The following is a 19,956-nucleotide window of genomic DNA, read 5'->3' on the forward strand; positions in this document are numbered from 1 at the left end:
GCTAACCGCCTGAGGTTATCCGTGGCCTATACCACCTGGTCTATAAATCAGTTAATTTGAACAACACCAGCGAATTTATTCGATATCCCATTATGTTAATGAGCGTTATATTTATTCCATCGAAAGCAAAACGCTTTCACTCATACCACACAGGATATCAATCATGAAAAAGACCATCGCAGCCCTCGCCCTTATCGCAGCCGTTCTTGCTCCAGCAGTTTCCATGGCGGCAGGCGGTGATTACCAAAGCTACACCAACACGTATCCGGTGACGCAAAGCAGTAATCATCACGTCAATACCGCCGAATAAGGGCGTCATATAGTAAAAGACAAAAAAATTGATTAAATCGCAAAACCATGGCGCAAAAGTCGTGGTTTTGCGATTTTTTTTTGCCCGCCTTGAATGGCCTTGCCAGCATGATTTGCCATCAGCGCCGCCTGGGCCACGCCAGCCGGCGCAACGTGACCCGTATGCCCGCAAAATAAGAGACAACATGGCCGTTGGGCTATAAGATTCAGTGTCAGTAAACGTTGCCTGCGAGATCCCAGTGTATTTGTATTTATTGAATTCAGCTGATTTGCCGGGGTTTTCCCCGGTTATGTTAACTTTATCGGCGCGGGTTAACTCCGATGAGCACTATTGACGCGTTAGGTCCAATGGGGCCGCTTAAGGGAACCCTTAGTGGAGTGCCAGATAAGTGTTCGCCAGTGGTCCTTATCATCCCGGGGTCCGGCCCAACGGATCGCGACGGCAATAGCGTACTGGGAATAAAAGCCGCGCCCTATAAATTATTGGCGGAAGGACTGGCCGCCAAGGGGATAGTCAGCGCACGCATCGATAAGCGCGGCATGTTTGCCAGCGCGGCAGCCGTACCGGACCCGGATGCGGTGACCGTCGCTGATTATGTCGATGACATTCACAACTGGATTAACACCCTGCGCCGGCGTACCGGCACAAACGCGGTATGGTTGCTTGGCCATAGTGAAGGCGGTTTAGTGGCGCTTAGCGCACTAACACGAGCGTCGGAACATATAGCCGGGCTGATATTGGTCGCATGCCCCGGCCGGCCGGCCGGCGAAGTGCTGATGTCCCAGTTGCGCGCCAACCCCGCCAACGCGCTGTTGCTTGACGCGGCCGCCAAGGCGATCGCCGCGCTTTCGTCCGGCCAGCTCATAGATGCCAGAGCAGTGCCGCCGGCCCTGGAGGCGTTATTCCGGCCGGCGGTGCAATCCTTCCTGATCAGCCTCTTTGCCTTAGATCCCGCGCAACTCATCAAGCAGGTTAACAAGCCGGTGCTGATACTGCAGGGAAAACGCGATCTCCAGGTCGGTATTGCGGATGCCAAACGTCTCCATCAGTTCGCGCCGGCCTCTACCCTTCTCCTGATCCCCGACACCAATCATGTGCTTAAACGGGTCACAGTTGATGAGCCCAGCATCAATCTGGCCGCCTATGCCGATGCGAACCTTCCCCTGGCTCCGGGCGTTATTGAAGCCATTGCGCTTTTTATCAGGTCGAATAGCGGATAAACCCCACATCAAATCAAATAATTTGAACAATAAAAACAAATTTATTCACTAGACTATTTAATTAATGAGCGTTATATTAATCACATCGAAAGCGAAAGGCTTTCACCTGTACAAACAAAACGAGAGGATATCAATCATGAAAAAGACCATCGCAGCTTTAGCCCTTATTTCCGCCATGCTCGCCCCCGCAGTTTCCATGGCCGCCGGCGGTGACTACCAGAGCTATGCCAATACCTATCCGGTAACGCAAAGTTCTAACCAGCATGTCAATACCGCGGAATAATAGCGCGGTAAAAGTAAGACAAAATTTTTCATCAAGGCGCAAATCCATATCAAGATATGATCATGGATTTGCGTTTTTTTTTGCGCTTATGGCGGTCGCATAGCCGCGCCCACGCCAAGCCCCTCCCCTCTTTATCTATACCCCCTTACCCATTAGGCAAACTCTGTTGATGGCGGTGCCTCATTACAGTGCGCCGCGCTACATGATGGAACATCCAGGCTCCCGCCCTAACTCATCATCGCGCAGGCAACGGGGCGTCCCGCCACCGCTGTGGGCGGGCGGACATCCGACTGGAGTTGGCATCTAAATTGCTTGGTTGTACATACAAGAATATACATGCCTGATTTTACAGCGCGGATTATAAATTTGATGGATAAGCCATGATCGCATTCGACAATGTCACCAAATTTTACCCCGATGGCACCGTTGCCGTGGACAGATTATCTTTTGTCGCGCCTACGGCAAAAATCACCATTCTGGTCGGCCCCTCCGGTTGCGGCAAAACCACCTCGCTGCGCATGATCAACCGGCTGATTGAGCCGAGTTCGGGCGTGATTACGCTCAATGGGCAATCCACGCAGGATATGGATGTGGTGCGGCTGCGGCGCAAGATAGGCTATGTCATCCAGAATGCCGGCTTATTCCCGCATAAAACCGTACAGGATAATGTCGCCGTTACCGCGCGCCTTAACGGCGCGACGCGGCATGCCGCCCGGAAAACCGCGCTGGATTTACTGGCGCGGGTGGGCCTGTCGCCGGAGATGGGCCAGCGTTATCCCTGGCAATTGTCCGGCGGGCAGCAGCAGCGGGTAGGTGTTGCCCGGGCGCTGGCCTCGGATCCGGAATTCATGCTGATGGACGAGCCCTTCAGCGCGGTGGATCCGGTGGTGCGCGAGCAGTTGCAGGATGAATTCCTGCGCCTGCAAAGCGATATCGGTAAAACCATTATTATGGTCACGCACGATATTGATGAAGCCATGAAGCTGGGCGATCGGGTGGCGGTGTTCAGGCCCGGCGGCAGGCTGGCGCAGATCGACGCGCCGTCTAGGCTGCTTAACCATCCCGGCGATGCGTTTGTCGCCGATTTTATCGGCCGGGACCGTGGCTACCGTAAGCTGGCCTTTAGCGCCATCCCCTCCGGCCTGGCCTTGTCCAGCGAACCCTGCGCCGCCGTGGGGATGCCGGTCGCCGAGGCCCGTGAGCGGGCGCAGGGCCGGTGGATACTGGTGACCGCTGACAACCAGCCCCTGGGCTGGTTTGATGTCGCCCAGCCAAAAAGCCATATCCTGGCCGGCGACATTAACCTGAGCGGTACGTTTGCGCCGCTGAGCGGCTCGCTGCGGCAACTGATGGACGCGGTGCTGAGCTCGCCTTCCGGCCGGGGGATCGTCGTTGACGATAACCGGCAATTACTCGGTTCGGTGAATATCGAGCAGGCGTTCGGCGCCGCGCGTCAACCGATGGACGTGGAGCAACGCCATGCGGTTTGACTGGCTCTGGGCGCAAAAAGACACCATTTTCAACCTGCTGTGCTGGCACCTGTATTTGTCCGTGGTGCCGGTATTGATTGGGTTAATCCTGGCCATCCCGGCCGGGATCGTTATCTATCGCAGCGCGCATATCAAGAACCTGCTGCTCAATATGCTCGGACTGCTCTATACCATTCCCTCCCTGGCGTTGTTTGTGCTGCTGCCGGGGATCCTTGGCACCCGAATTCTCGACACGCTTAACGTGGTGGTGGCGCTGACGCTGTACGCGTTTTCATTACTGGTGCGCACGGTATGCGACGGGCTGGATTCCGTGCCGGAAGACACCCGCCAGGCCGCCGTGGCCCTGGGATACCGGCCGCTGCAGCGGTTCTTGCTGGTGGAGCTCCCCCTGGCGGTTCCCGTTATCGCCGCCGGGATGCGGGTGGTCCTGGTATCCAATGTCAGTATCGTGTCCATCGCCGCGGTGGTGGGCATGCCGCAGCTCGGAGCGCTGTTTACCCAGGGGTTCCAGCTGCATTTCCTGACGCCGATTATCGCCGGCATCGTCTTATGTATCGCGCTGGCCCTGGTTCTCGATAATTTACTGCTGCTGGGCGCGAATAAGATTACGGCCTGGAAACCTAAACGGAGCGGACGATGATAGCGTGGTTTATGGACAGCGCCCATTGGCTGGGCGATGACGGCCTGCTGGTATTAATCACCCAGCATGTTATTTACAGCGCCGAAGCGTTGCTTATCGCGTTGATTATCGCTTTTCCCATTGGCTGTTATGTCGGCCATACCGGCAAAGGCACACGCACGCTTATCGGTATCGCCAACGCCATGCGGGCCTTGCCCACGTTTGGCCTGATTATTTTACTGGTCATTATTTTCGGCCCGGTGTTCGAATCGGATCTGGCGTTTATCGTCCCCTGTCTAATTGTGCTGATTATACTGGCGCTGCCGCCGATTATGATGGGGATCTATTCCGGCATGACCGCCATTGATCCCAGCGTTATCGACGCCGCCGTCGGCATGGGGTATTCACCCTGGCGCCTGCTGCTGACCGTGGAAATTCCCTGCGCGCTGGCGCTGATCCTGTCCGGCATTCGCAGCGCGGCGCTGCAGATTGTCTCCACCGCCACCATTGCCGCCTATGTGTCGCTGGGCGGCCTGGGCCGGTTGATTATCGACGGCCGCGCGCAAAACGATTATCCGCAGATGGTCGCCGGCGCCATTACGGTGGGCGCGCTGGCCCTGGCGGTGGATTTTATCTTCTCGTTGTTCATTCGTTTCATGGTCTCATCCGGCATACAGCGGCGCGAGCGCCGGCGTAAGCCTTTTATTCTATTAACCCACTATATCAATCGCCTATATCATTAACCGGAGCCCGTCAAAATGAAAATGAATCAATTGCTCGCAGCAACGTTGTTTTCCGCCGTTTTATTGCAGACCGCCCCGGCATCGGCTGATGATAAAACGTCCGCGACCGGCGATATCGGGACCATTATCGTGGGATCGGCGGATTTTCCGGAAAGCCAGTTGCTGGCCACGATCTATGCCGACGCGCTGGCCGCGAAAAATATCAAAGTGGAAAAGAAATTAAACATCGGCAGCCGGGAAGTGTATATGCCCGCCTTGCTGGACGGTTCCATTAATTTAATCCCGGAATACAGCGGCGCGACACTGAGCTATCTGGACGAGAAAACCCAGGCCCATAGCGTGGAAGATGTCGAGGCCGCGCTGGGTAAAGCCCTGCCCGCCAAGATCAAGATGCTGTCCATCTCCCGGGCGCAGGATAGCGACGTGCTGGCGGTTACCGACAAAACCGCCAAAAAATATAACCTGAAGACCATCAGCGACCTGCAGCCCGTCGCCGGCAAACTGGTGTTGGGCGGACCGGCGGAATGGAAAAGCCGGCGCGAGGGGGTGAAGGGTTTAAAAGACATTTACGGCCTGACCTTTAAGAACTTCAAGGTACTGGATGTGGCGGGACCGCTGACTTTGTCGGCGCTGGTCAATAATCAAATCCAGGTGGCGGATATGACCTCGACCGACCCGGCGATGAAAAAAAATAACCTGGTGGCCCTGGAGGATCCCAAGCATCTGTTCCCGGCGCAAAATATCGTGCCCCTGATTGCCGCCGACAAACTCAGCGCCCCGGTCGGTGACACGCTGAATAAGATTTCCGCCCAGCTTACCACCGATGATCTGATTGTCATGAACGGCAAACTGGCCAATTTTGACAGTATCGATGCGGTGGCAAAGGAATGGCTGACCCAGCACGGCCTGGATAAATAATGTCGGTGAATGAAAACCATCCGGTCGGGAGCATGATATGGCTTTAGTGGATAGCATTCTGTTAGGCAAAACCGCGACCACCACCGGCGATATCGCCGCGATTGCCGCAGGCGCCGAGGTACGGCTCGATCCGCCGGCGCTGGCGGGCATGGCGGCGGTGCACCAGGAAATCAACCGGGCGCTGGCCGCGGATAAAGTGATTTACGGCCTGACCACCGGCGTGGGCGATCTGGTTACCCAGCGCCTGTCCTCGCCGCAAATCGCCGCCGTGCAGTTGAACATGCTGAAAAGCCATGCCTGCGGCACCGGCGCGGATCTGGCGCCCCGGGAAGTGCGCGCCATGATGGCGGTAATGATTAAATCGCTGTTGCAGGGTTATAGCGGCGTCAGTCCGTCTCTTGTGACCAGCATGGCGATGATGCTGAACCGGGGTGTTATTCCCTGGGCGCCCGCCAAAGGGTCGGTGGGGTATTTGATAGCCACCGCGCATATCGGCCTGGCGGTTTTCGGCCACGGCAAAGCCTGGTACCAGGGGGAACTGCTGCCCGGCGGGGAAGCGCTGCGCCGGGCGGGTATCGAGGTGCGCACGCCGGGACCGCGCGAGGGACATGCCCTGGTCAGCGGCACATACGAAATCACCGCCCTGGGATGCCTGGCGGTGGAGGAATTTACCGCGCTGCTGCCGGTCGCCGACGCGGCCGGCGCAATAAGCCTGGAGGCGTTGAAAGGCAATATCCGTGGTTACGATGCCCGTCTGCACGCGCTGCGTCCGCATCCCGGCCAACTGGAGACGGCGCGCATCCTGCGCTGCCTGCTCCAGGACAGTGAAATACTGGACCGCTATCGTGATTTTCGCGTGCAGGATGCGCTGAGCCTGCGCTGCATTCCGCAAATTCACGGCGCGGTACGCGACGTGCTGGCCTGGTGCCGGCAGGTATTGACCACCGAGATCAATTCCGTCACCGATAATCCGGTATTTCTGGTGGAGGACGGCGAGCTGCAGGTTCTGCCGGGCGGCAACGGCCATGGCGCGCCCACCGCCCTGTGTCTTGACGCGCTGGCGATCGCCGTTGCGCAGCTCAGCACGGCGTCGCAGGCGCGTTCCGACCGGTTGACCAACAGCCACCTCAGCGGTCTGCCGGCATTTTTGATCCAGGAAGGCGATGCGTATTCCGGCATGATGATCCCGCCTTATGTCGCCGCGGCGCTGGCCGGCGAAAACCGCGCCCTGGCCTCTCCCGCCAGCGTTCACACGGTGTCGACCTGCGCGGGCCAGGAAGATCATGTCAGCATGGGTGTGACGGCGGCGCGTAAAGCGCTGGATGCCCTGCAAAACGCCGTCGATATCGTGGCCATCGAACTTCTCTGCGCCACCCAGGCCATTGATTTCCATCGGCCGCTGCGCCCCGCGCGGGGAACCCGGGCGGTGCTGGCGGTAATACGCCGGGAAGTGCCGTTCCGCCAGCGGGACGACGAGATGTATCCGGATATGTTGGCCATCCGGCGGCTGATCGCCGACGGCCGGTTATCGCAAGCCCTGGAACCCGTGCTGGCCGATGGCGCCGCTACGGGAGCGCGCCTATGACTATCCCCGTTTCACCGCGGCCGCTGGAAGGCATCCGGGTGCTCGATCTCTCTCGCGTACTGGCGGGTCCTTATTGCGCATCCCTGCTAAATGATTTGGGCGCGGAGGTGATTAAAATAGAAATGCCGGGCAAAGGCGATGATTCCCGTGATTTCGGGCCGCATATCGGCGGCGAAAGCAGTTATTTCATGCTGCTCAACCACGGCAAAAAAAGCCTGACCCTGAATCTTAAAACCCCCGAGGGCCGGCGGCTGCTGGAGCAATTGATCGCAACGGCCGATGTGCTGGTGGAAAACTTCCGCCCCGGGGTGACCCGGCGTCTGGGCATTGATTACGGCGCGGTAAGTGAAATCAATCCCAGGCTTATCTACGCCAGCATTTCCGGTTTCGGACAGGAGGGCCCCCTGGCGCATAAGGCCGCGTATGATCACGTCATCCAGGCCATGGGCGGCATTATGCAGGCGACCGGCTGGCCGGACGGCGAGCCGACCCGCGTCGGCGACGCCATCGGCGATGTCGTCGCCGGGCTTTATTGTTCATGGGGCGTGCTGGCCGCGCTGCTGCAACGGGGCATCACCGGCCGCGGCCAGCAGGTGGACATGGCGATGCTCGACGCCATGGTCTCGTTGCAAATGGTCTCGCTCACCCAGTTGCTGGGCGGCAAACCCTCCGCCGGGCGCCTGGGCAACGCGCATCCCATCAGCGCGCCGATGGACAGTTACCGGGCCGCCGACGGCCACGTGGTCATCGCGGTCGCCAACGACAGCCTGTTCGCCCGTCTGGCGGCGGCCATTGACCAGCCCGGGCTGGATAAGGACGCGCGCTTCGCCACCGATCCGCAGCGGCTGCGACATCAGTCCGAGCTGCGCGGTTATATCGAGGCGTGGCTGCGGGATAAAAACGTGGCGCAGGCGGTGACGCTGCTCGACCAGGCGGGTATTCCCGCCGCGCCGGTTTGGGGGCTGGACGAGGTATTGCAAAGCCCGCATGCCTTAGCGCGGGGACTACTGCAAAAAGTCGTTCATCCCACCGCCGGCGAAATCAGCCTGCTCCCCCAGCCGGTCAAGCTGAGCGGCATGGCGCAGCCGCCTGAACTGATGCCGCCGCGGCTGGGCGAGCATACCCGCGGCATCCTGGGCGACATCCTGGACCTGAGCGAGCGCGAGCTGGATGAACTCCAGCAACGCGGTGTTATTTAACCCGGCAACGGAGCAAAACGCTATGCAGCCAAATAAAATCGCCGTAATCGGCGCCGGCACCATGGGAACACGCATCGCGGCGGTATTCGCGGCGCGGGGTTTTGCCGTTTCGCTCTATTCGCGCACTGCCGCCTCGCTGGAGAAAGCGGAGCCGGTGATCCGGACCCTCGCCGGGGGGGACGCGCCGGTGACCTTCACCACCGTATTAGCGGATTGCCTGTCCGGTGCGGGGTTTGTGTCGGAGAACATCGCGGAAAACCTGGCGCTGAAACAGGAGGTTTTCCGGCAGATTGAGCAGCATGTCGGCGATGACTGCCTGCTGACCACCAATACGTCCAGCGTGCCGATCGGCGCTATCGCCACCGTTCTGCGGCGGCCGCAGCGGTTTATCGGCCTGCACTGGTTTAACCCGGCGGACGTGATGCCGATGCTTGAGATCGTGCGGGGACCGCTGACCGGCGAGCCCGCCTTTCAGCAGACAATGGCGCTGTGCCGCGCGCTGGGAAAGACGACCATCGCCGTCGACAAAGACGTGCCGGGATTTATCGTCAACCGTTTGCAATACGCCTTGCTGCGCGAGGCTTTGCATTTGGTATCGGCGGGCATAGGCACCGTCGAGGACGTGGATTTCGCGGTACAAAGCACCCTTGCGCCCCGCTGGTCCGCCATGGGGCCGATGAAATTAATGGATTTCGCCGGGCTGGATACCGTGCGCAACGTGGCGGCTATCCTGTTGCCGGAGCTGGCCAACGATACCCATTTGCCCGCGTGGGTGCTGGATCGGGTGGAGCAAGGCCATCTCGGCGTAAAAAGCGGCCGGGGCTTTTATGTCTGGAGCGAGGAAGAAATCAAAACCGGCATGGAACACCGCAACGACATCATTAGCCTGCTGACCGCGAAGAGGTCGTCATGAGCCTTATTTCCTGTCGCCGCGACGGGGCCGTGGCGCATATCCAGCTGGACCGGCCGGAAAAACTGAATGCCCTGAGCGCCGGCATGCTGGACGAACTCTACGCCGAACTCTCGTCGCTTGATGCCGATGCGGATATCCGCGCGGTGGTTATCTCCGGCGGTCCCCGGGCTTTCGCCGCCGGCGCCGATACCGGCGAACTGGCCGGCGCATCCGCCGTTGCGCTTTATGTCAGCGGCTTCAGCGAAAAATGGGATCGCATCGCCGCCATCGACACCCCCCTGATTGCGGCGTTATCCGGCCACACGCTGGGCGGCGGGCTGGAACTGGCGCTGTTATGCGATATTGTTATTGCCGACGATACCGCGCGGCTGGGGCTGCCCGAGACGCATATCGGCATCATTCCCGGCGCGGGGGGCACGCAGCGGCTGGTCAAAGCGGCCGGTAAAGCCATGGCGATGGACATGATCCTGACAGGGCGCCGTCTGTGCGCCGCCGAAGCGCTGGCGGCGGGCTTGATAAGCCGCATTGCCGCGCCCGGGCAATTGATTGCCGTTGCGATGGAGATTGCCCATAGCGTGGCGGCGGCGGCCCCGCTGGCGGTTAAAATGGCCAAACGCGCCGTGCTGGCGAGTTTTGATATGCCGTTGACGGCGGGCATCGGCTATGAGCGTTCGCTGTCGGCGCTGATTGCCGCCAGCGACGATCGCGACGAAGGCATGCGCGCGCTGGCGGCAAGGCGCCCGCCGCAATTCAGCGGGCGCTAATCAGTTATCGCGACGGCCGCAAGCCTGTGGGTTCGCCGGTAAACAAAAACCGCGCCTTGGCCAGCCGGGAAGCCGGCATTGGGGGCGCGGCGCTCACAACAGGCGGGGATGCAGGATCAGCGCGGCGTTTGGTGCCATCCCCTGGCCTCACCTAAGACAATCTCGCGGTACGCCGTGGCGCGGATGCCCTGATTGGTACCGCCGGAGACCATTTCGTATTTGAGCTGTTCATCTGCCTCCGTTCCCACATTCAAGGTTTTTTTAACCGTTAAAGTCACCAGTGATGACTCCTGTAAAAAATTTGACCTGGAATCTTGTCACATGCCAGCGGCGCACAAGCAGATCCGCATGACATTTTTTGTTTAATTTTTGCTCGCGGCCGGGGGTAAGATTTCTTAAGTTAACCTTAAGAAGGAGGTGAATCATGGCAACCGTTGCGGCGTTTATCATCTATGCCATCGTCATGACCGTTATTGCGGTGAAAGTGCGCGAGTAGCGGCGGCGATCTCCCCGCCCGTCCCGGGACGCGCACCGCGCCCCGGGAACGCCGTCCGCGAAGACGGCAAAGGGGCGACGTGAATTCGGCGCAGGCCTGAGCGGGAATTTCTTTAAAACTGAACGGCGGTTATTTGCCGGATTTATATTTCCAGTTCCATTTAATGGAACCCATTAGGTAAATACGCCAGCGGGTTTCCCTGGCGACGTTAACCCTTTGCCGCCTGGAAAGTGAGGACTGTTTCGGCCGGGACATATTCTCTCTTGCCGTAATAATGCATTATCACAGAACAATTGTTACGCATTTAACATTCATGTAACGCCAAAGCCAATATTGTCTTGCGCCGCCACGGCGGGAGGACTATTCGGTAAAACACCATTCCGGATTGATATTTACCCGGCATGATCCGCCATACTTGAAAAGGCGTTAATGCCGTCATCGCTTGCCCGATCCGGCCCATTGCGCAGGATTACGTAATGAATGATTAATGAATATAAAAATGAAATGTCATCCTAGTTACGATAATAACTTTGCATTGCACAGTACGTCTTCGCGGAAAACGCTGTTTAATTATATCTCAGTAAAATCTGATAAACCATCATAAACCTCAGTGGATCTTAATAATAAAAACGTTTAATTTCATAAAGATACTTAATTTTCAGCTCTGCTGGCGCCGGGCTTTCCGGCACTGCTGTAAAAATGAATATATCCTAAAGTAATTAATAATATATGTTTTAAGTGTTTTTTCTTGCCATACTGTCCATTTTTTGCTGACCGATTAAACAGCGGAAATAAATATTACTTATATATTAAAATGTATCTAATCATTTCAAATCCTTGCCAAGGCGCTTTACATTATCTTACTATCCGGCTATTAATATTCACAACTTTTCCACCTTGCAGATGATTATAAAAATTAAGGCCAATGGTAGCAAATTTCCAATTTACCGACGATTTGCGTCAAATGTTAACCACTACTATTGCAACACCTGTTTATCCGCACAAGGTCATTAAGCATGCCAAATCGCATACCCACAAAAAAAATAGTGATTTTGGGTATTCCACCGATCGATCTTTTAAATGTCGCCGGTCCAATGGAAGCGTTTCGTCTGGCGAATACGCTGGCGGAAAATAAATCCCCTTACCAGGTGGAACTGGTCTCCGCCGGACCGGATAAAACCATCGAAACTGAAGCGGGAATAAGCCTGCTGGGCCATTCAGCCCTGACCGATAAAAAATGGGATACATTCGTTATCGATACGTTGATCATCACCACCACTATTGCATCATTCGGCCTGTATCCGGCGCATACCATTGAGTGGATCAGCAGCCAGGAAAGCCGGGTCCGCCGCATTTGCACCGTCTCCGGCGGTATCTTCGCCCTGGCCCAGACGGGCATGCTGGAGGGAAAACACGTGACGACCCACTGGCGCGTAATGGATGAATTCGCCAAACACCATCCCGGAGTTCATCTGGAGGAGCAGCCCATTTGGGTCAAGGATGGCAAAATATACTCCTCCGCCGGCATGTCTTCCGGCATTGATCTGGCGCTTAACCTTATCGCCGACGATCATGGCGACCGGCTGGCGGGGGAAGTGACCAAGGAGCTGGTGATGTTCCTGCGCCGGCCCGCCGATCAGGCCCAGCTCAGTTTTTCACTGTTGGCGCAATACTCCAGCCACCGCAGCCTGAAAACGCTGCAACCCTGGATACATGAGCATTTAGCCCAGGAACTTACCGTTGATGTGCTGGCGGATAAGCTGGCCATGAGCCGGAGCACCCTGATCAGAATATTTAAACATGAGCTGAACACGACGCCGGCGAAATATATCGAGAACATTCGCCTGGAAACCGCGCAGCGCTACCTGCAAATGACCACCATGAACCTGGATAAGATTGCGGCCAAATGCGGCTTTACCAGCGCGGATGTGCTCAGGCGGGTATTTCAGCGCAATATCGGCATCAGCCCCCAGGCCTATCGGCAACAGTTGGCCAAAGAGGATTGAACGTCCCGTCAGTGTAGCCCGCCGACAGCGACTCTGGCCACGGGGAGCGCGGCCGCCGGCGTCGGCAAGTCGGGCATTGCCGTTGATTTTCTCACGCTGGCCAAGTCCTTGCCGTCCATTTCGGTGGCCACCCAAGCCGCGATATTTTGATACGGGACAAAGATGCTTTGCCTGCGTTTCGGGTGCGTGGCGGTAAAGATGCCGACGATAGCGCCGTCGGCCACATATACCGGCCCGCCGCTCATGCCCTGGATGCCCCCGGCGTCGGTCAGCCCCATCCGGCAACTGGTGCCGGGCTTATCCCACCAGCCGAAGGCCTGTAACGTGCCGGATGACGATGTGGGCAGCGTCGTATAGGCGTTGTAGCCATAAAGATTGACCCGTTCGCCTTTAACCGCTGATTCCAGCCTGGGCAACGCCCGTCCCTTATTATTATGGTAGATTATGGCCACATCGCAGACGGGATTATAGGCTTTTACCCGGACCATCATTAATTTAGCCACATGCCCGGCGGTAAGACTGTAATTTTCCGTCAGCGGGAAACTGGAGCCGACAGCGCCCGCCAATACAGGAATACCGATAAAATGAAAATCTGCTTTGTTACTGGCGGTCTTGTCGACATTATAATGACCTACCGCGCTGCAACCCGTCAATAATGACGCCAGGATAAAGATAATTACTTTCACTGTTGTGCCTGCTGATAACATGCATTGCAAAGAAGAGCCTTGCGACTGCTAATGAAAATGATGCCCTGTAATATACAAATAGCGTCAATCAATTTTTCATTGAGATATTCTATATTTCGGGCATGCCATGACATCCTTATCCACGCGAGTTTAAGGGAATGTTCGCTATGACGTCATTATAATGACCCATGAAATAACCATTGATTTACATCAATTTTATGCCGCCTTGTTCATCATCGACTCCTGGCGGCCATGGGTTTCCACCCTATTGTCCACAGCATAGAAAGCCTGATGTCGTATTACGGGTGGTAACGGTAATTTTATATAGCTATATAATCTTATTTCTTTTTTATGCCGTTTTTTAGGCAAGCTTCTGCTGGCAATAAATTGCGCATGCCGGTGAAAACTATACAGCATAGTTAAAACAAGAATCACACATATAATTAACAAATTCATTGATAGTAAACCGGTTCGGATTTTTGATAAATATGACCCGTCCTGACCACATTCGGGGGCCATCGCGTTACGCTTTTATCGGTACAGTTATTTCATACAGATCGCCAAAAACTGGGGATATTAATTCGCCCGTGTTTTCATCAGCGCGCGAGTATATTAAGACTATAGGAAAATTCCTAGGTGTCATTGTTACGACGATATGCTTCTTTTTTCAACAGCGGGGATACGTGGTTTTGCCGGACGGGGATATTGCCGGATCTTGCGTCCGGCCGGGGGAATGGAACCTACCGGCGGCCCCTTACGGCCGCCGGCGGGATTTACTCCAGCAGCCGCGTCGGGACAAAATCGCCCGCCTCCGCCGCGTCCCGGCGGAATTTGTCCAGCGCTTCGCGACTGTCCGCCGCGCGTACCTGGAGCGGGGAGATGCTGAACCCCTGCAAAAGTACCGCGCGGATAATAATGCCCGCCGCCGGATCGTCCAGGGACTGGGGGGTGATGACGTCGGCTTTGCGCAAAAAGATAAAATGCTGTTGTTTCATGCCATTCTCCTTTATCTACCGGATAACCGGAACGCTATGTGAGCGGGATCACAAGAGCATTCATTAGGTCCGAAAACAGTAGAGCGCAAAAAATGATTGAAATATAATCACTTAAATTTCGCCATTGATAACCGTTTGGAATGGATAATCGATTATTGCGCGCCTTTGTCATCCTGGCGGCTACCAGGAACTACCGCGAGGCGGCACAACAGCTGTGTATTACCCAGCCGGCGTTGTCAAAACAGATTAAAGCCCTGGAACATGCGCTGGGCATCACGCTGTTTGTCAGGGGAAGACGGGGCGCCCTGCTGACGCATCCGGGAGAATTGCTGTTGCCGAAAGCCGCCGAACTGGTGGAGCTGGCAGGGACATTCAGGCACTATGCCCTTGGGGTGGCGAAAGGGACCACCGGCAACCTGGCGATCGGTTTTGGCATCTCCGCCTTAAAAACGGTGCCGGACTTGATTGCCCGCTTCCGGCGCGCGTATCCGGACGTGACCGTCAGTTTGGAGGACCTGTCCTCGGCGCAACAGCATGCCCGCTTATTATCCGGCCAGCTGCAGCTGGCTTTTATGCGCCTGCCGGTGGATCCGCCGCTGCAGGGGCGACGGTTTATGTCGGAAAGCCTGGTGCTGGCGGCCAATAAATCCGCCTTGCCGGCCAGAGACCCCGACATGCGGATGTGGCGGCATTTCCTGCTGGCGCAGCCCTGGGTCCAGCTTTTGCCGGATAAAGGGCCGGGGCTGTATCAGCAGATAGAACAGTATTTGCGCTTTAACCAGATTAGCCCGCGGGTGGTCCAGCAGACCCGGGATATGCAAACCCTGATGGCGCTGGTCGCGGCGGGCGTGGGAATCGCCATCGTGCCGGAAAGCGCCGCGCACATCGCTCCCAGGAATATAGCGATGATCCCGCTGCAGGGAGCCTATGCCCGCTGGGAGGTGGGCATGATTTGGAACCCCACGCTGGCGGACCCGGTGCGGGATGAGTTTATCGGCATGGTTAACGCTTAACAAAAGGCGGCAATACAATGAGCGAATTGGAGAAAATGCGCCGGGGCGAGCATTATTTTATCAACGATCCCGAACTGGTCGAAATACGGCACGCCGTCAGGGATAATATCGATCGCTATAATGCCCTCGGGCATCGTGAAACGGCACGGCAGCAGCAGCTGCTGGCGGAAATCTTTGGCCAGATCGGCGATGATGTGCATATCGAGAAAAACCTGCGGGTCGATTACGGCATGAACACCCGGCTCGGGAGCCATGTGTTTATCAATTTTAATTTTGTCCTGCTCGACTGCGCGCCGGTAAACATCGGCAACCATGTGTTTATCGGCCCGAACGTGCAGCTCTACACCGCCCATCATCCGCTCGACCCCGGGGAACGCGGCCGGCATATCGGCTGGGCCGAACCGGTTACGCTAAGCGATAATGTCTGGATTGCCGGCGGCTGCATTATCCTGCCAGGCGTGACAATTGGTGAAAATACCACCATCGGCGCGGGCAGCGTGGTGACGCGCCCGATTCCCGCCAATGTCGTGGCCTGCGGTAATCCGTGCCGGGTATTACGCGCCCTGCCATGAAGACGCTATTTATTTTGCAGTAATTCGCGCATCCTGACCAACGCGAAAACAGCCGCCTGTTCAATAACGGCTTCGCAATCGCCGCTGAACCGTTTTACCTGCGCATGGACCTTGTTATCCGGCGTAACCCATCCGAACCAGATGGTGCCCGCGGGGGTGCCGTCAGGTCCGTCCTCGGGTCCGGCGTAGCCGCTGACCGACAGGGCGATATCTTCACCTGCGACCTGCAGCGCGCCCGCGGCCATCTCTTTCACGACCTGTTCGCTCACGGCGGTATAGGTTTCCAGGGCGTGCCATCCGACGCGCAATACTTCATGTTTGGCGCGATCCGTATAAGTGATGAAGCCGCGGGTGAAAAAATCACCGCTGCCGCCCACGGCGCACAGCGCCATGGCCACCAGTCCCGCCGTGCAGGATTCCGCGGTGGTCAATATGAGCCTATCCCGGCGTAATGTTTCGGCAAGAGCGCCGGCGGCGGCGTTGAGTTGTGAATTCATCAGTCGAGTTTCCATAAACCTGTGGTGTTGTTCTTTTATATTATAATATCGAGGCAACACGGAAAGTGCCGGTGTTCTGAATTATAGCATTGCGCTTTTTAGCTGGATTATAAAAAATTCATGGGCTGCTGATAGTTAACATCAGCAGCCCATGGGCTTAGGCTAACAGTGCGCCCTGCCGGCGGCATCATTATTTTTTGGTGCTGCTTTTCCCCTTGGCCTTATCGTCTTTTTTATCTTTGTCGTCACTTTTGGCTTTTGCCGGCGACTTCGCTTTTTCAGAAGGTTTGTCCTTGACGGGCGCTTTATCTTTGGAGGGGGCAAACGTTCTCTTACCTTCATGATATAGGGTCATTTTAACTCCAATGCATTAGGTGATGATTTGGTAAGAAATATACAAAGTGCCGATGACCGCAAAATAACAACAGACACTTTTATTGCACTAGCATTATTAGTTTAGACCGGGCACGGGTTAACACAACTTTATTTTATCCGTGGAACCGGGACGTCCGGATTGAACGAAATGATGTTATGTTTAATAATAGACCGGGGCCACCGGCGCGCCGGCATACCCCCTGTCACCGCTGCCCAGAGGATAATGCCATGCTGCCGACATTACAGTTTATCAGTGAGCTTCTCAAGCTGATCCACAGCCTGTTCAGCTAAGGACGGACGCGGCCCTTAGCTGAAGCGTTAACGCAAATGATCGTCGCCGCGCAGGGTTATCAGCGCCAATAGACTGATTGCTGAAATTATAACGACATAATAAGCCGGTATATCAATGTTACCCGTTTGTTTTATCAATCCGGTAATGATGAGCCCCGCGCAGCCGGAAAATACCGCGTTGGAAAGCGAATAAGAAAGACCGAGACCGGTATAACGCACCCGGGTCGGGAACATTTCGGCCAGCATCGCCGGCCCGGGACCGGCCAGCAGCCCCACCACCGCGCCGGCGACCAGCACCGCAAGCGCCTTCATCGCCAGGGGGCTAGACGGATCCTGCAGCAGATGCAGCAGCGGGAACGTAAACAGGATGGTGGCCAATATCGCCGCCACCATCACCCGCTTGCGCCCAATCCGATCGCTCAGCATACCCGCCGGCAGAATGGTCAGGGCGAAACCCACATTGCCAAGCACGGTGGCGACCAGCGCCTGTAAAAAACTGGCGTGCAGCGTCGTTTGCAAATACGCGGGCATGACCACCAGAAAGGTGTAGCCCGCGGCGGACCAGCCCATCATGCGGCCGATGCCGAGCATGATGGCCTTGACGACGGCCAGCGCCGGCGCCGAGGGCGCTGCCGGCGCGGCGTCGTGATGGATGGCGCGAAAGGTGGGCGTTTCCTCCAGGCGCAGGCGCAGGCCCAGCGCGACGACGCCCATCGGCAACGCCAGCAGGAACGGAATGCGCCAGCCCCAAACATGCAGCTGATCGGGAGTAAGGCAGGCGCCCAGCAGCGCCACCATGCCCACGCTCGCCAGCAATCCCAGGGCCACCGTGAACGATTGCCAGGCGCCGAACAGGCCGCGCCTGCCCGGCGGAGCGAACTCGGTCATCAGCGCCACCGCGCCGCCGAACTCACCGCCGGCGGAAATCCCCTGCACCATACGCAGTAGGGTCAGCAGCAGCGGCGCGGCCACGCCCAGGGTGGCGTAGGTCGGCATTACGCCGATAAGCGCGGTGGACAGCGTCATCATGATGATAACGGTAATCAGCGTCGGCTTACGGCCAAGGCGATCGCCGATACGGCCAAAAATTATCGCTCCCAGCGGGCGGCAGAAAAAAGCCAGGGCGAAGGCGGCGTAGGTCAGCACCAGGCTGGCCGCGGCGCTTTCGCCCTGCAGGGTAAAAAAATTGGCGGCGATGAGGGTGGCGAGAAAACCATAAACGCCGAATTCGTACCATTCAATAAAATTGCCCACTGAGCCGGCAATCAGCGCTTTGCGTTGCGCGGGCGTTACCGCAATGGCGGTGCGGGAGAAAGTCATACGGTCACGGTCGCTGTCGATAAATAGGAACATGCACTATAAATCATTTGCCCGCGCTGGCAACAATACCGGCGGCGCGCGGCGTCTTGCCCGATGCTAATCGCGTTTTTCAGCGCGATTGCGTCCCGCCTTTTTCGCCTGGTATAAGGCAATATCGGCGCGATCGATTAGGGCGTCCAGGTTTTCCATTGGCCGGTGTTCCGCCACGCCGCAACTGACCGTGGCGCTTATCACCGCCCGGTCGGTAACCACCTCCGACTGCCCGATATCGTGGGAAAGGGTATTCATGCGCCGCAGCGCCTCGTCGCCATTGCATTCGGTAAGCAGCACCAAAAATTCATCGCCGCCCCAGCGGCAGACGAAATCCGTGCGGCGCAGGGACGTCCGGATTAAGCGGGCGATATGCTGGATGACCCGATCGCCCGCGCCGTGACCATAACGATCGTTGATTTGCTTAAAATAATCGATATCAATGATCGCCATGGCCAGCGGGGCGTTTTCTGCCGCCCTGGCCCCCCGCAAACGCTGGAAGCGATACTCAAACGCCTGACGGTTCATGATGCCGGTCAGTTTATCGGTGGTGGCCATTGTTTCCAGGCGGCGCTGGTAGCCGCCGATGGTCAACCATAAAAACAGGATAAACAGTACGCTGACGCCGGCCCCGATGCCGAGGTTCTTAAGCAGCGTCATAAACAGGACCCGCTCCAGGGGATGCTCGCTTTGCTCCACCATCAAATACCAGTCGAATTCCGGAATGAGGCGCGTATGGAGCAGCACCTGCCTGCCCTGGTAATCATATTGATAGCTGCCGCCCGGCACGGTCAGAATCGACGTCGCGAGCGGGCCCAGTCCCGGTTGCAAGCGGATTTGCAGCGGCCGTTTGAAGGTGGTGCCGTGCAATATGACCGCCCCGGTTTTATCAACGAAATAAATGGTGCGGTTATAGCGGCGTTCATATTTTTCAATCAGGTATTTGACTTTTTCGACGGAAAGGCCGATGCCGGTAATCCCGATAAAATTGCCCTGGTAATCCATAACCTTATGATTAACGAAGATATCCAGGTGAGTATGGTCCTCGGGATCGGGGCGCGCGTCGATAAAATACGGCTTGTCGCCGGCCGTGGCTTTTATCTGGAAATACCACCGATCCTCATCCTCCTGCTCGGAGACGGTTTCCAAAACCCGTTTGGGATCATAATAGCGCCGGGTTTTGTCGGAGACAAAAAAGGAAAAAATAGTGTCGAAACGCCGATCGATCTCGCTCAGATAGCGAATCATCGCCTTCGGATCCTGCTCGCCATCCACCAGCACCCAGTCGCGGACAAAGGTGTCATGGGCCATCAGGGAAGAAATAAATATCGGTTTTAACAGATCTTGCTGGATCTCGGAATAGACATTGTCGCTGGTCAGCGGTAGCGTGTTTTCTTCGATTTCGTCGTTGAGCGATTGCCTGGCCACCTCATAGCTGCTCCAGCTGATGATTAAAAAAGCAGTGAGCAACATCAGGGTAAATAAAATAATGGCCCGTGTTTTATTCAACCAATGCAGGTTGTTCATCAAGTTCACCTGGTACGTCATCTTCTTGCCATAAAGAGTGCGTTAATAGTGTGTCCCTGTCACGCGACAAATCCCGGTCGGGTTTCATCGGCAGGTGGAGGTTG

General features: G+C 56.6%; 22 protein-coding genes. 15 read left to right on the forward strand and 7 right to left on the reverse strand.

Going from position 1 to position 19,956, the window contains the following annotated elements:
* Positions 1-163: 163 nt before the first annotated feature.
* The 11 genes from ACL2XQ_RS19995 (at position 164) to ACL2XQ_RS20045 (ending at position 10,044) form a co-directional block, all read left to right on the forward strand.
* Positions 164-310 carry a hypothetical protein gene (locus ACL2XQ_RS19995; protein ID WP_410013935.1) on the forward strand — a complete coding sequence of 49 codons (147 nt, stop codon included), beginning with the start codon at positions 164-166 and terminating at the stop codon, positions 308-310.
* A gap of 398 nt (positions 311-708) precedes the next feature.
* On the forward strand, positions 709-1,530 hold the full coding sequence (locus ACL2XQ_RS20000) for an alpha/beta hydrolase (RefSeq protein ID WP_413739611.1): 822 nt from the start codon (positions 709-711) through the stop codon (positions 1,528-1,530).
* Between the two features lie 136 nt (positions 1,531-1,666).
* The gene (locus ACL2XQ_RS20005) at positions 1,667-1,813 is read left to right on the forward strand and encodes a hypothetical protein (protein WP_410013933.1); all 147 of its coding nucleotides are present in this window, start codon (positions 1,667-1,669) and stop codon (positions 1,811-1,813) included.
* Between the two features lie 380 nt (positions 1,814-2,193).
* Positions 2,194-3,303, forward strand: a complete 1,110-nt coding sequence (locus ACL2XQ_RS20010) for an ABC transporter ATP-binding protein (protein WP_410013932.1) — start codon at positions 2,194-2,196, stop codon at positions 3,301-3,303.
* Entirely contained in the window at positions 3,293-3,943 is a 651-nt protein-coding gene (locus tag ACL2XQ_RS20015) for an ABC transporter permease (RefSeq protein WP_410013931.1), read from the forward strand. The genes ACL2XQ_RS20010 and ACL2XQ_RS20015 overlap by 11 nt, the downstream gene beginning before the upstream one ends.
* The gene (locus ACL2XQ_RS20020; protein WP_410013930.1) at positions 3,940-4,665 is read left to right on the forward strand and encodes an ABC transporter permease; all 726 of its coding nucleotides are present in this window, start codon (positions 3,940-3,942) and stop codon (positions 4,663-4,665) included. Before ACL2XQ_RS20015 ends, ACL2XQ_RS20020 begins: the two co-directional genes overlap by 4 nt.
* A gap of 15 nt (positions 4,666-4,680) precedes the next feature.
* A complete protein-coding gene (locus ACL2XQ_RS20025; RefSeq protein WP_410013929.1) occupies positions 4,681-5,583 on the forward strand; it encodes an ABC transporter substrate-binding protein in 903 nt (300 codons plus the stop codon).
* 37 nt (positions 5,584-5,620) lie between these two features.
* Positions 5,621-7,168 carry an HAL/PAL/TAL family ammonia-lyase gene (locus ACL2XQ_RS20030; protein WP_413739612.1) on the forward strand — a complete coding sequence of 516 codons (1,548 nt, stop codon included), beginning with the start codon at positions 5,621-5,623 and terminating at the stop codon, positions 7,166-7,168.
* Positions 7,165-8,367, forward strand: a complete 1,203-nt coding sequence (locus ACL2XQ_RS20035; protein ID WP_410013927.1) for a CaiB/BaiF CoA transferase family protein — start codon at positions 7,165-7,167, stop codon at positions 8,365-8,367. Before ACL2XQ_RS20030 ends, ACL2XQ_RS20035 begins: the two co-directional genes overlap by 4 nt.
* A gap of 22 nt (positions 8,368-8,389) precedes the next feature.
* Entirely contained in the window at positions 8,390-9,280 is an 891-nt protein-coding gene (locus ACL2XQ_RS20040) for a 3-hydroxyacyl-CoA dehydrogenase family protein (RefSeq protein WP_413739614.1), read from the forward strand.
* Positions 9,277-10,044, forward strand: a complete 768-nt coding sequence (locus tag ACL2XQ_RS20045) for an enoyl-CoA hydratase-related protein (protein WP_413739615.1) — start codon at positions 9,277-9,279, stop codon at positions 10,042-10,044. Before ACL2XQ_RS20040 ends, ACL2XQ_RS20045 begins: the two co-directional genes overlap by 4 nt.
* Positions 10,045-10,160: 116 nt before the next feature.
* On the opposite strand, the gene ACL2XQ_RS20050 is transcribed toward ACL2XQ_RS20045, so the two are convergent.
* The gene (locus ACL2XQ_RS20050) at positions 10,161-10,322 is read right to left on the reverse strand and encodes a hypothetical protein (protein WP_413739616.1); all 162 of its coding nucleotides are present in this window, start codon (positions 10,320-10,322) and stop codon (positions 10,161-10,163) included.
* Between the two features lie 1,234 nt (positions 10,323-11,556).
* Between ACL2XQ_RS20050 and ACL2XQ_RS20055 the strand changes: the two genes are divergently transcribed.
* Complete coding sequence (locus ACL2XQ_RS20055) at positions 11,557-12,546, forward strand: GlxA family transcriptional regulator (RefSeq protein WP_410013923.1); 990 nt, start codon at positions 11,557-11,559, stop codon at positions 12,544-12,546.
* Between the two features lie 8 nt (positions 12,547-12,554).
* Here the strand turns inward: ACL2XQ_RS20055 and ACL2XQ_RS20060 are convergent, their stop codons facing one another.
* A complete protein-coding gene (locus tag ACL2XQ_RS20060; protein ID WP_410013922.1) occupies positions 12,555-13,232 on the reverse strand; it encodes a trypsin-like peptidase domain-containing protein in 678 nt (225 codons plus the stop codon).
* A gap of 773 nt (positions 13,233-14,005) precedes the next feature.
* A complete protein-coding gene (locus tag ACL2XQ_RS20065; RefSeq protein WP_410013921.1) occupies positions 14,006-14,227 on the reverse strand; it encodes a hypothetical protein in 222 nt (73 codons plus the stop codon).
* A gap of 140 nt (positions 14,228-14,367) precedes the next feature.
* Between ACL2XQ_RS20065 and ACL2XQ_RS20070 the strand changes: the two genes are divergently transcribed.
* Together ACL2XQ_RS20070 and ACL2XQ_RS20075 are read left to right on the forward strand one after the other, a co-directional pair.
* Complete coding sequence (locus ACL2XQ_RS20070; protein WP_413739617.1) at positions 14,368-15,240, forward strand: LysR family transcriptional regulator; 873 nt, start codon at positions 14,368-14,370, stop codon at positions 15,238-15,240.
* A 17-nt stretch (positions 15,241-15,257) separates the two neighbouring features.
* The gene (locus ACL2XQ_RS20075; protein WP_413739618.1) at positions 15,258-15,812 is read left to right on the forward strand and encodes a sugar O-acetyltransferase; all 555 of its coding nucleotides are present in this window, start codon (positions 15,258-15,260) and stop codon (positions 15,810-15,812) included.
* A 5-nt stretch (positions 15,813-15,817) separates the two neighbouring features.
* Here ACL2XQ_RS20075 and ACL2XQ_RS20080 read toward each other — a convergent pair whose 3' ends face one another.
* On the reverse strand, positions 15,818-16,309 hold the full coding sequence (locus ACL2XQ_RS20080) for a CinA family protein (protein WP_410013918.1): 492 nt from the start codon (positions 16,307-16,309) through the stop codon (positions 15,818-15,820).
* Positions 16,310-16,499: 190 nt separating this feature from the next.
* Positions 16,500-16,664, reverse strand: coding sequence for a hypothetical protein (locus ACL2XQ_RS20085; protein ID WP_410013917.1), 165 nt, complete (start codon positions 16,662-16,664; stop codon positions 16,500-16,502).
* A gap of 176 nt (positions 16,665-16,840) precedes the next feature.
* Here ACL2XQ_RS20085 and ACL2XQ_RS20090 point away from each other — a divergent pair, with 176 nt between their 5' ends.
* Positions 16,841-16,975, forward strand: a complete 135-nt coding sequence (locus tag ACL2XQ_RS20090) for a hypothetical protein (protein WP_413732123.1) — start codon at positions 16,841-16,843, stop codon at positions 16,973-16,975.
* A 27-nt stretch (positions 16,976-17,002) separates the two neighbouring features.
* On the opposite strand, the gene ACL2XQ_RS20095 is transcribed toward ACL2XQ_RS20090, so the two are convergent.
* Both ACL2XQ_RS20095 and ACL2XQ_RS20100 read right to left on the reverse strand, forming a co-directional pair.
* Positions 17,003-18,295, reverse strand: coding sequence for an MFS transporter (locus ACL2XQ_RS20095; RefSeq protein ID WP_410016744.1), 1,293 nt, complete (start codon positions 18,293-18,295; stop codon positions 17,003-17,005).
* Between the two features lie 96 nt (positions 18,296-18,391).
* Positions 18,392-19,852 carry a diguanylate cyclase gene (locus ACL2XQ_RS20100; protein ID WP_413729618.1) on the reverse strand — a complete coding sequence of 487 codons (1,461 nt, stop codon included), beginning with the start codon at positions 19,850-19,852 and terminating at the stop codon, positions 18,392-18,394.
* Positions 19,853-19,956 lie beyond the last annotated feature (104 nt).

This window comes from Sodalis sp. RH14 (assembly GCF_047324285.1).
In the GTDB taxonomy this organism is placed as follows: domain Bacteria; phylum Pseudomonadota; class Gammaproteobacteria; order Enterobacterales; family Enterobacteriaceae; genus Acerihabitans.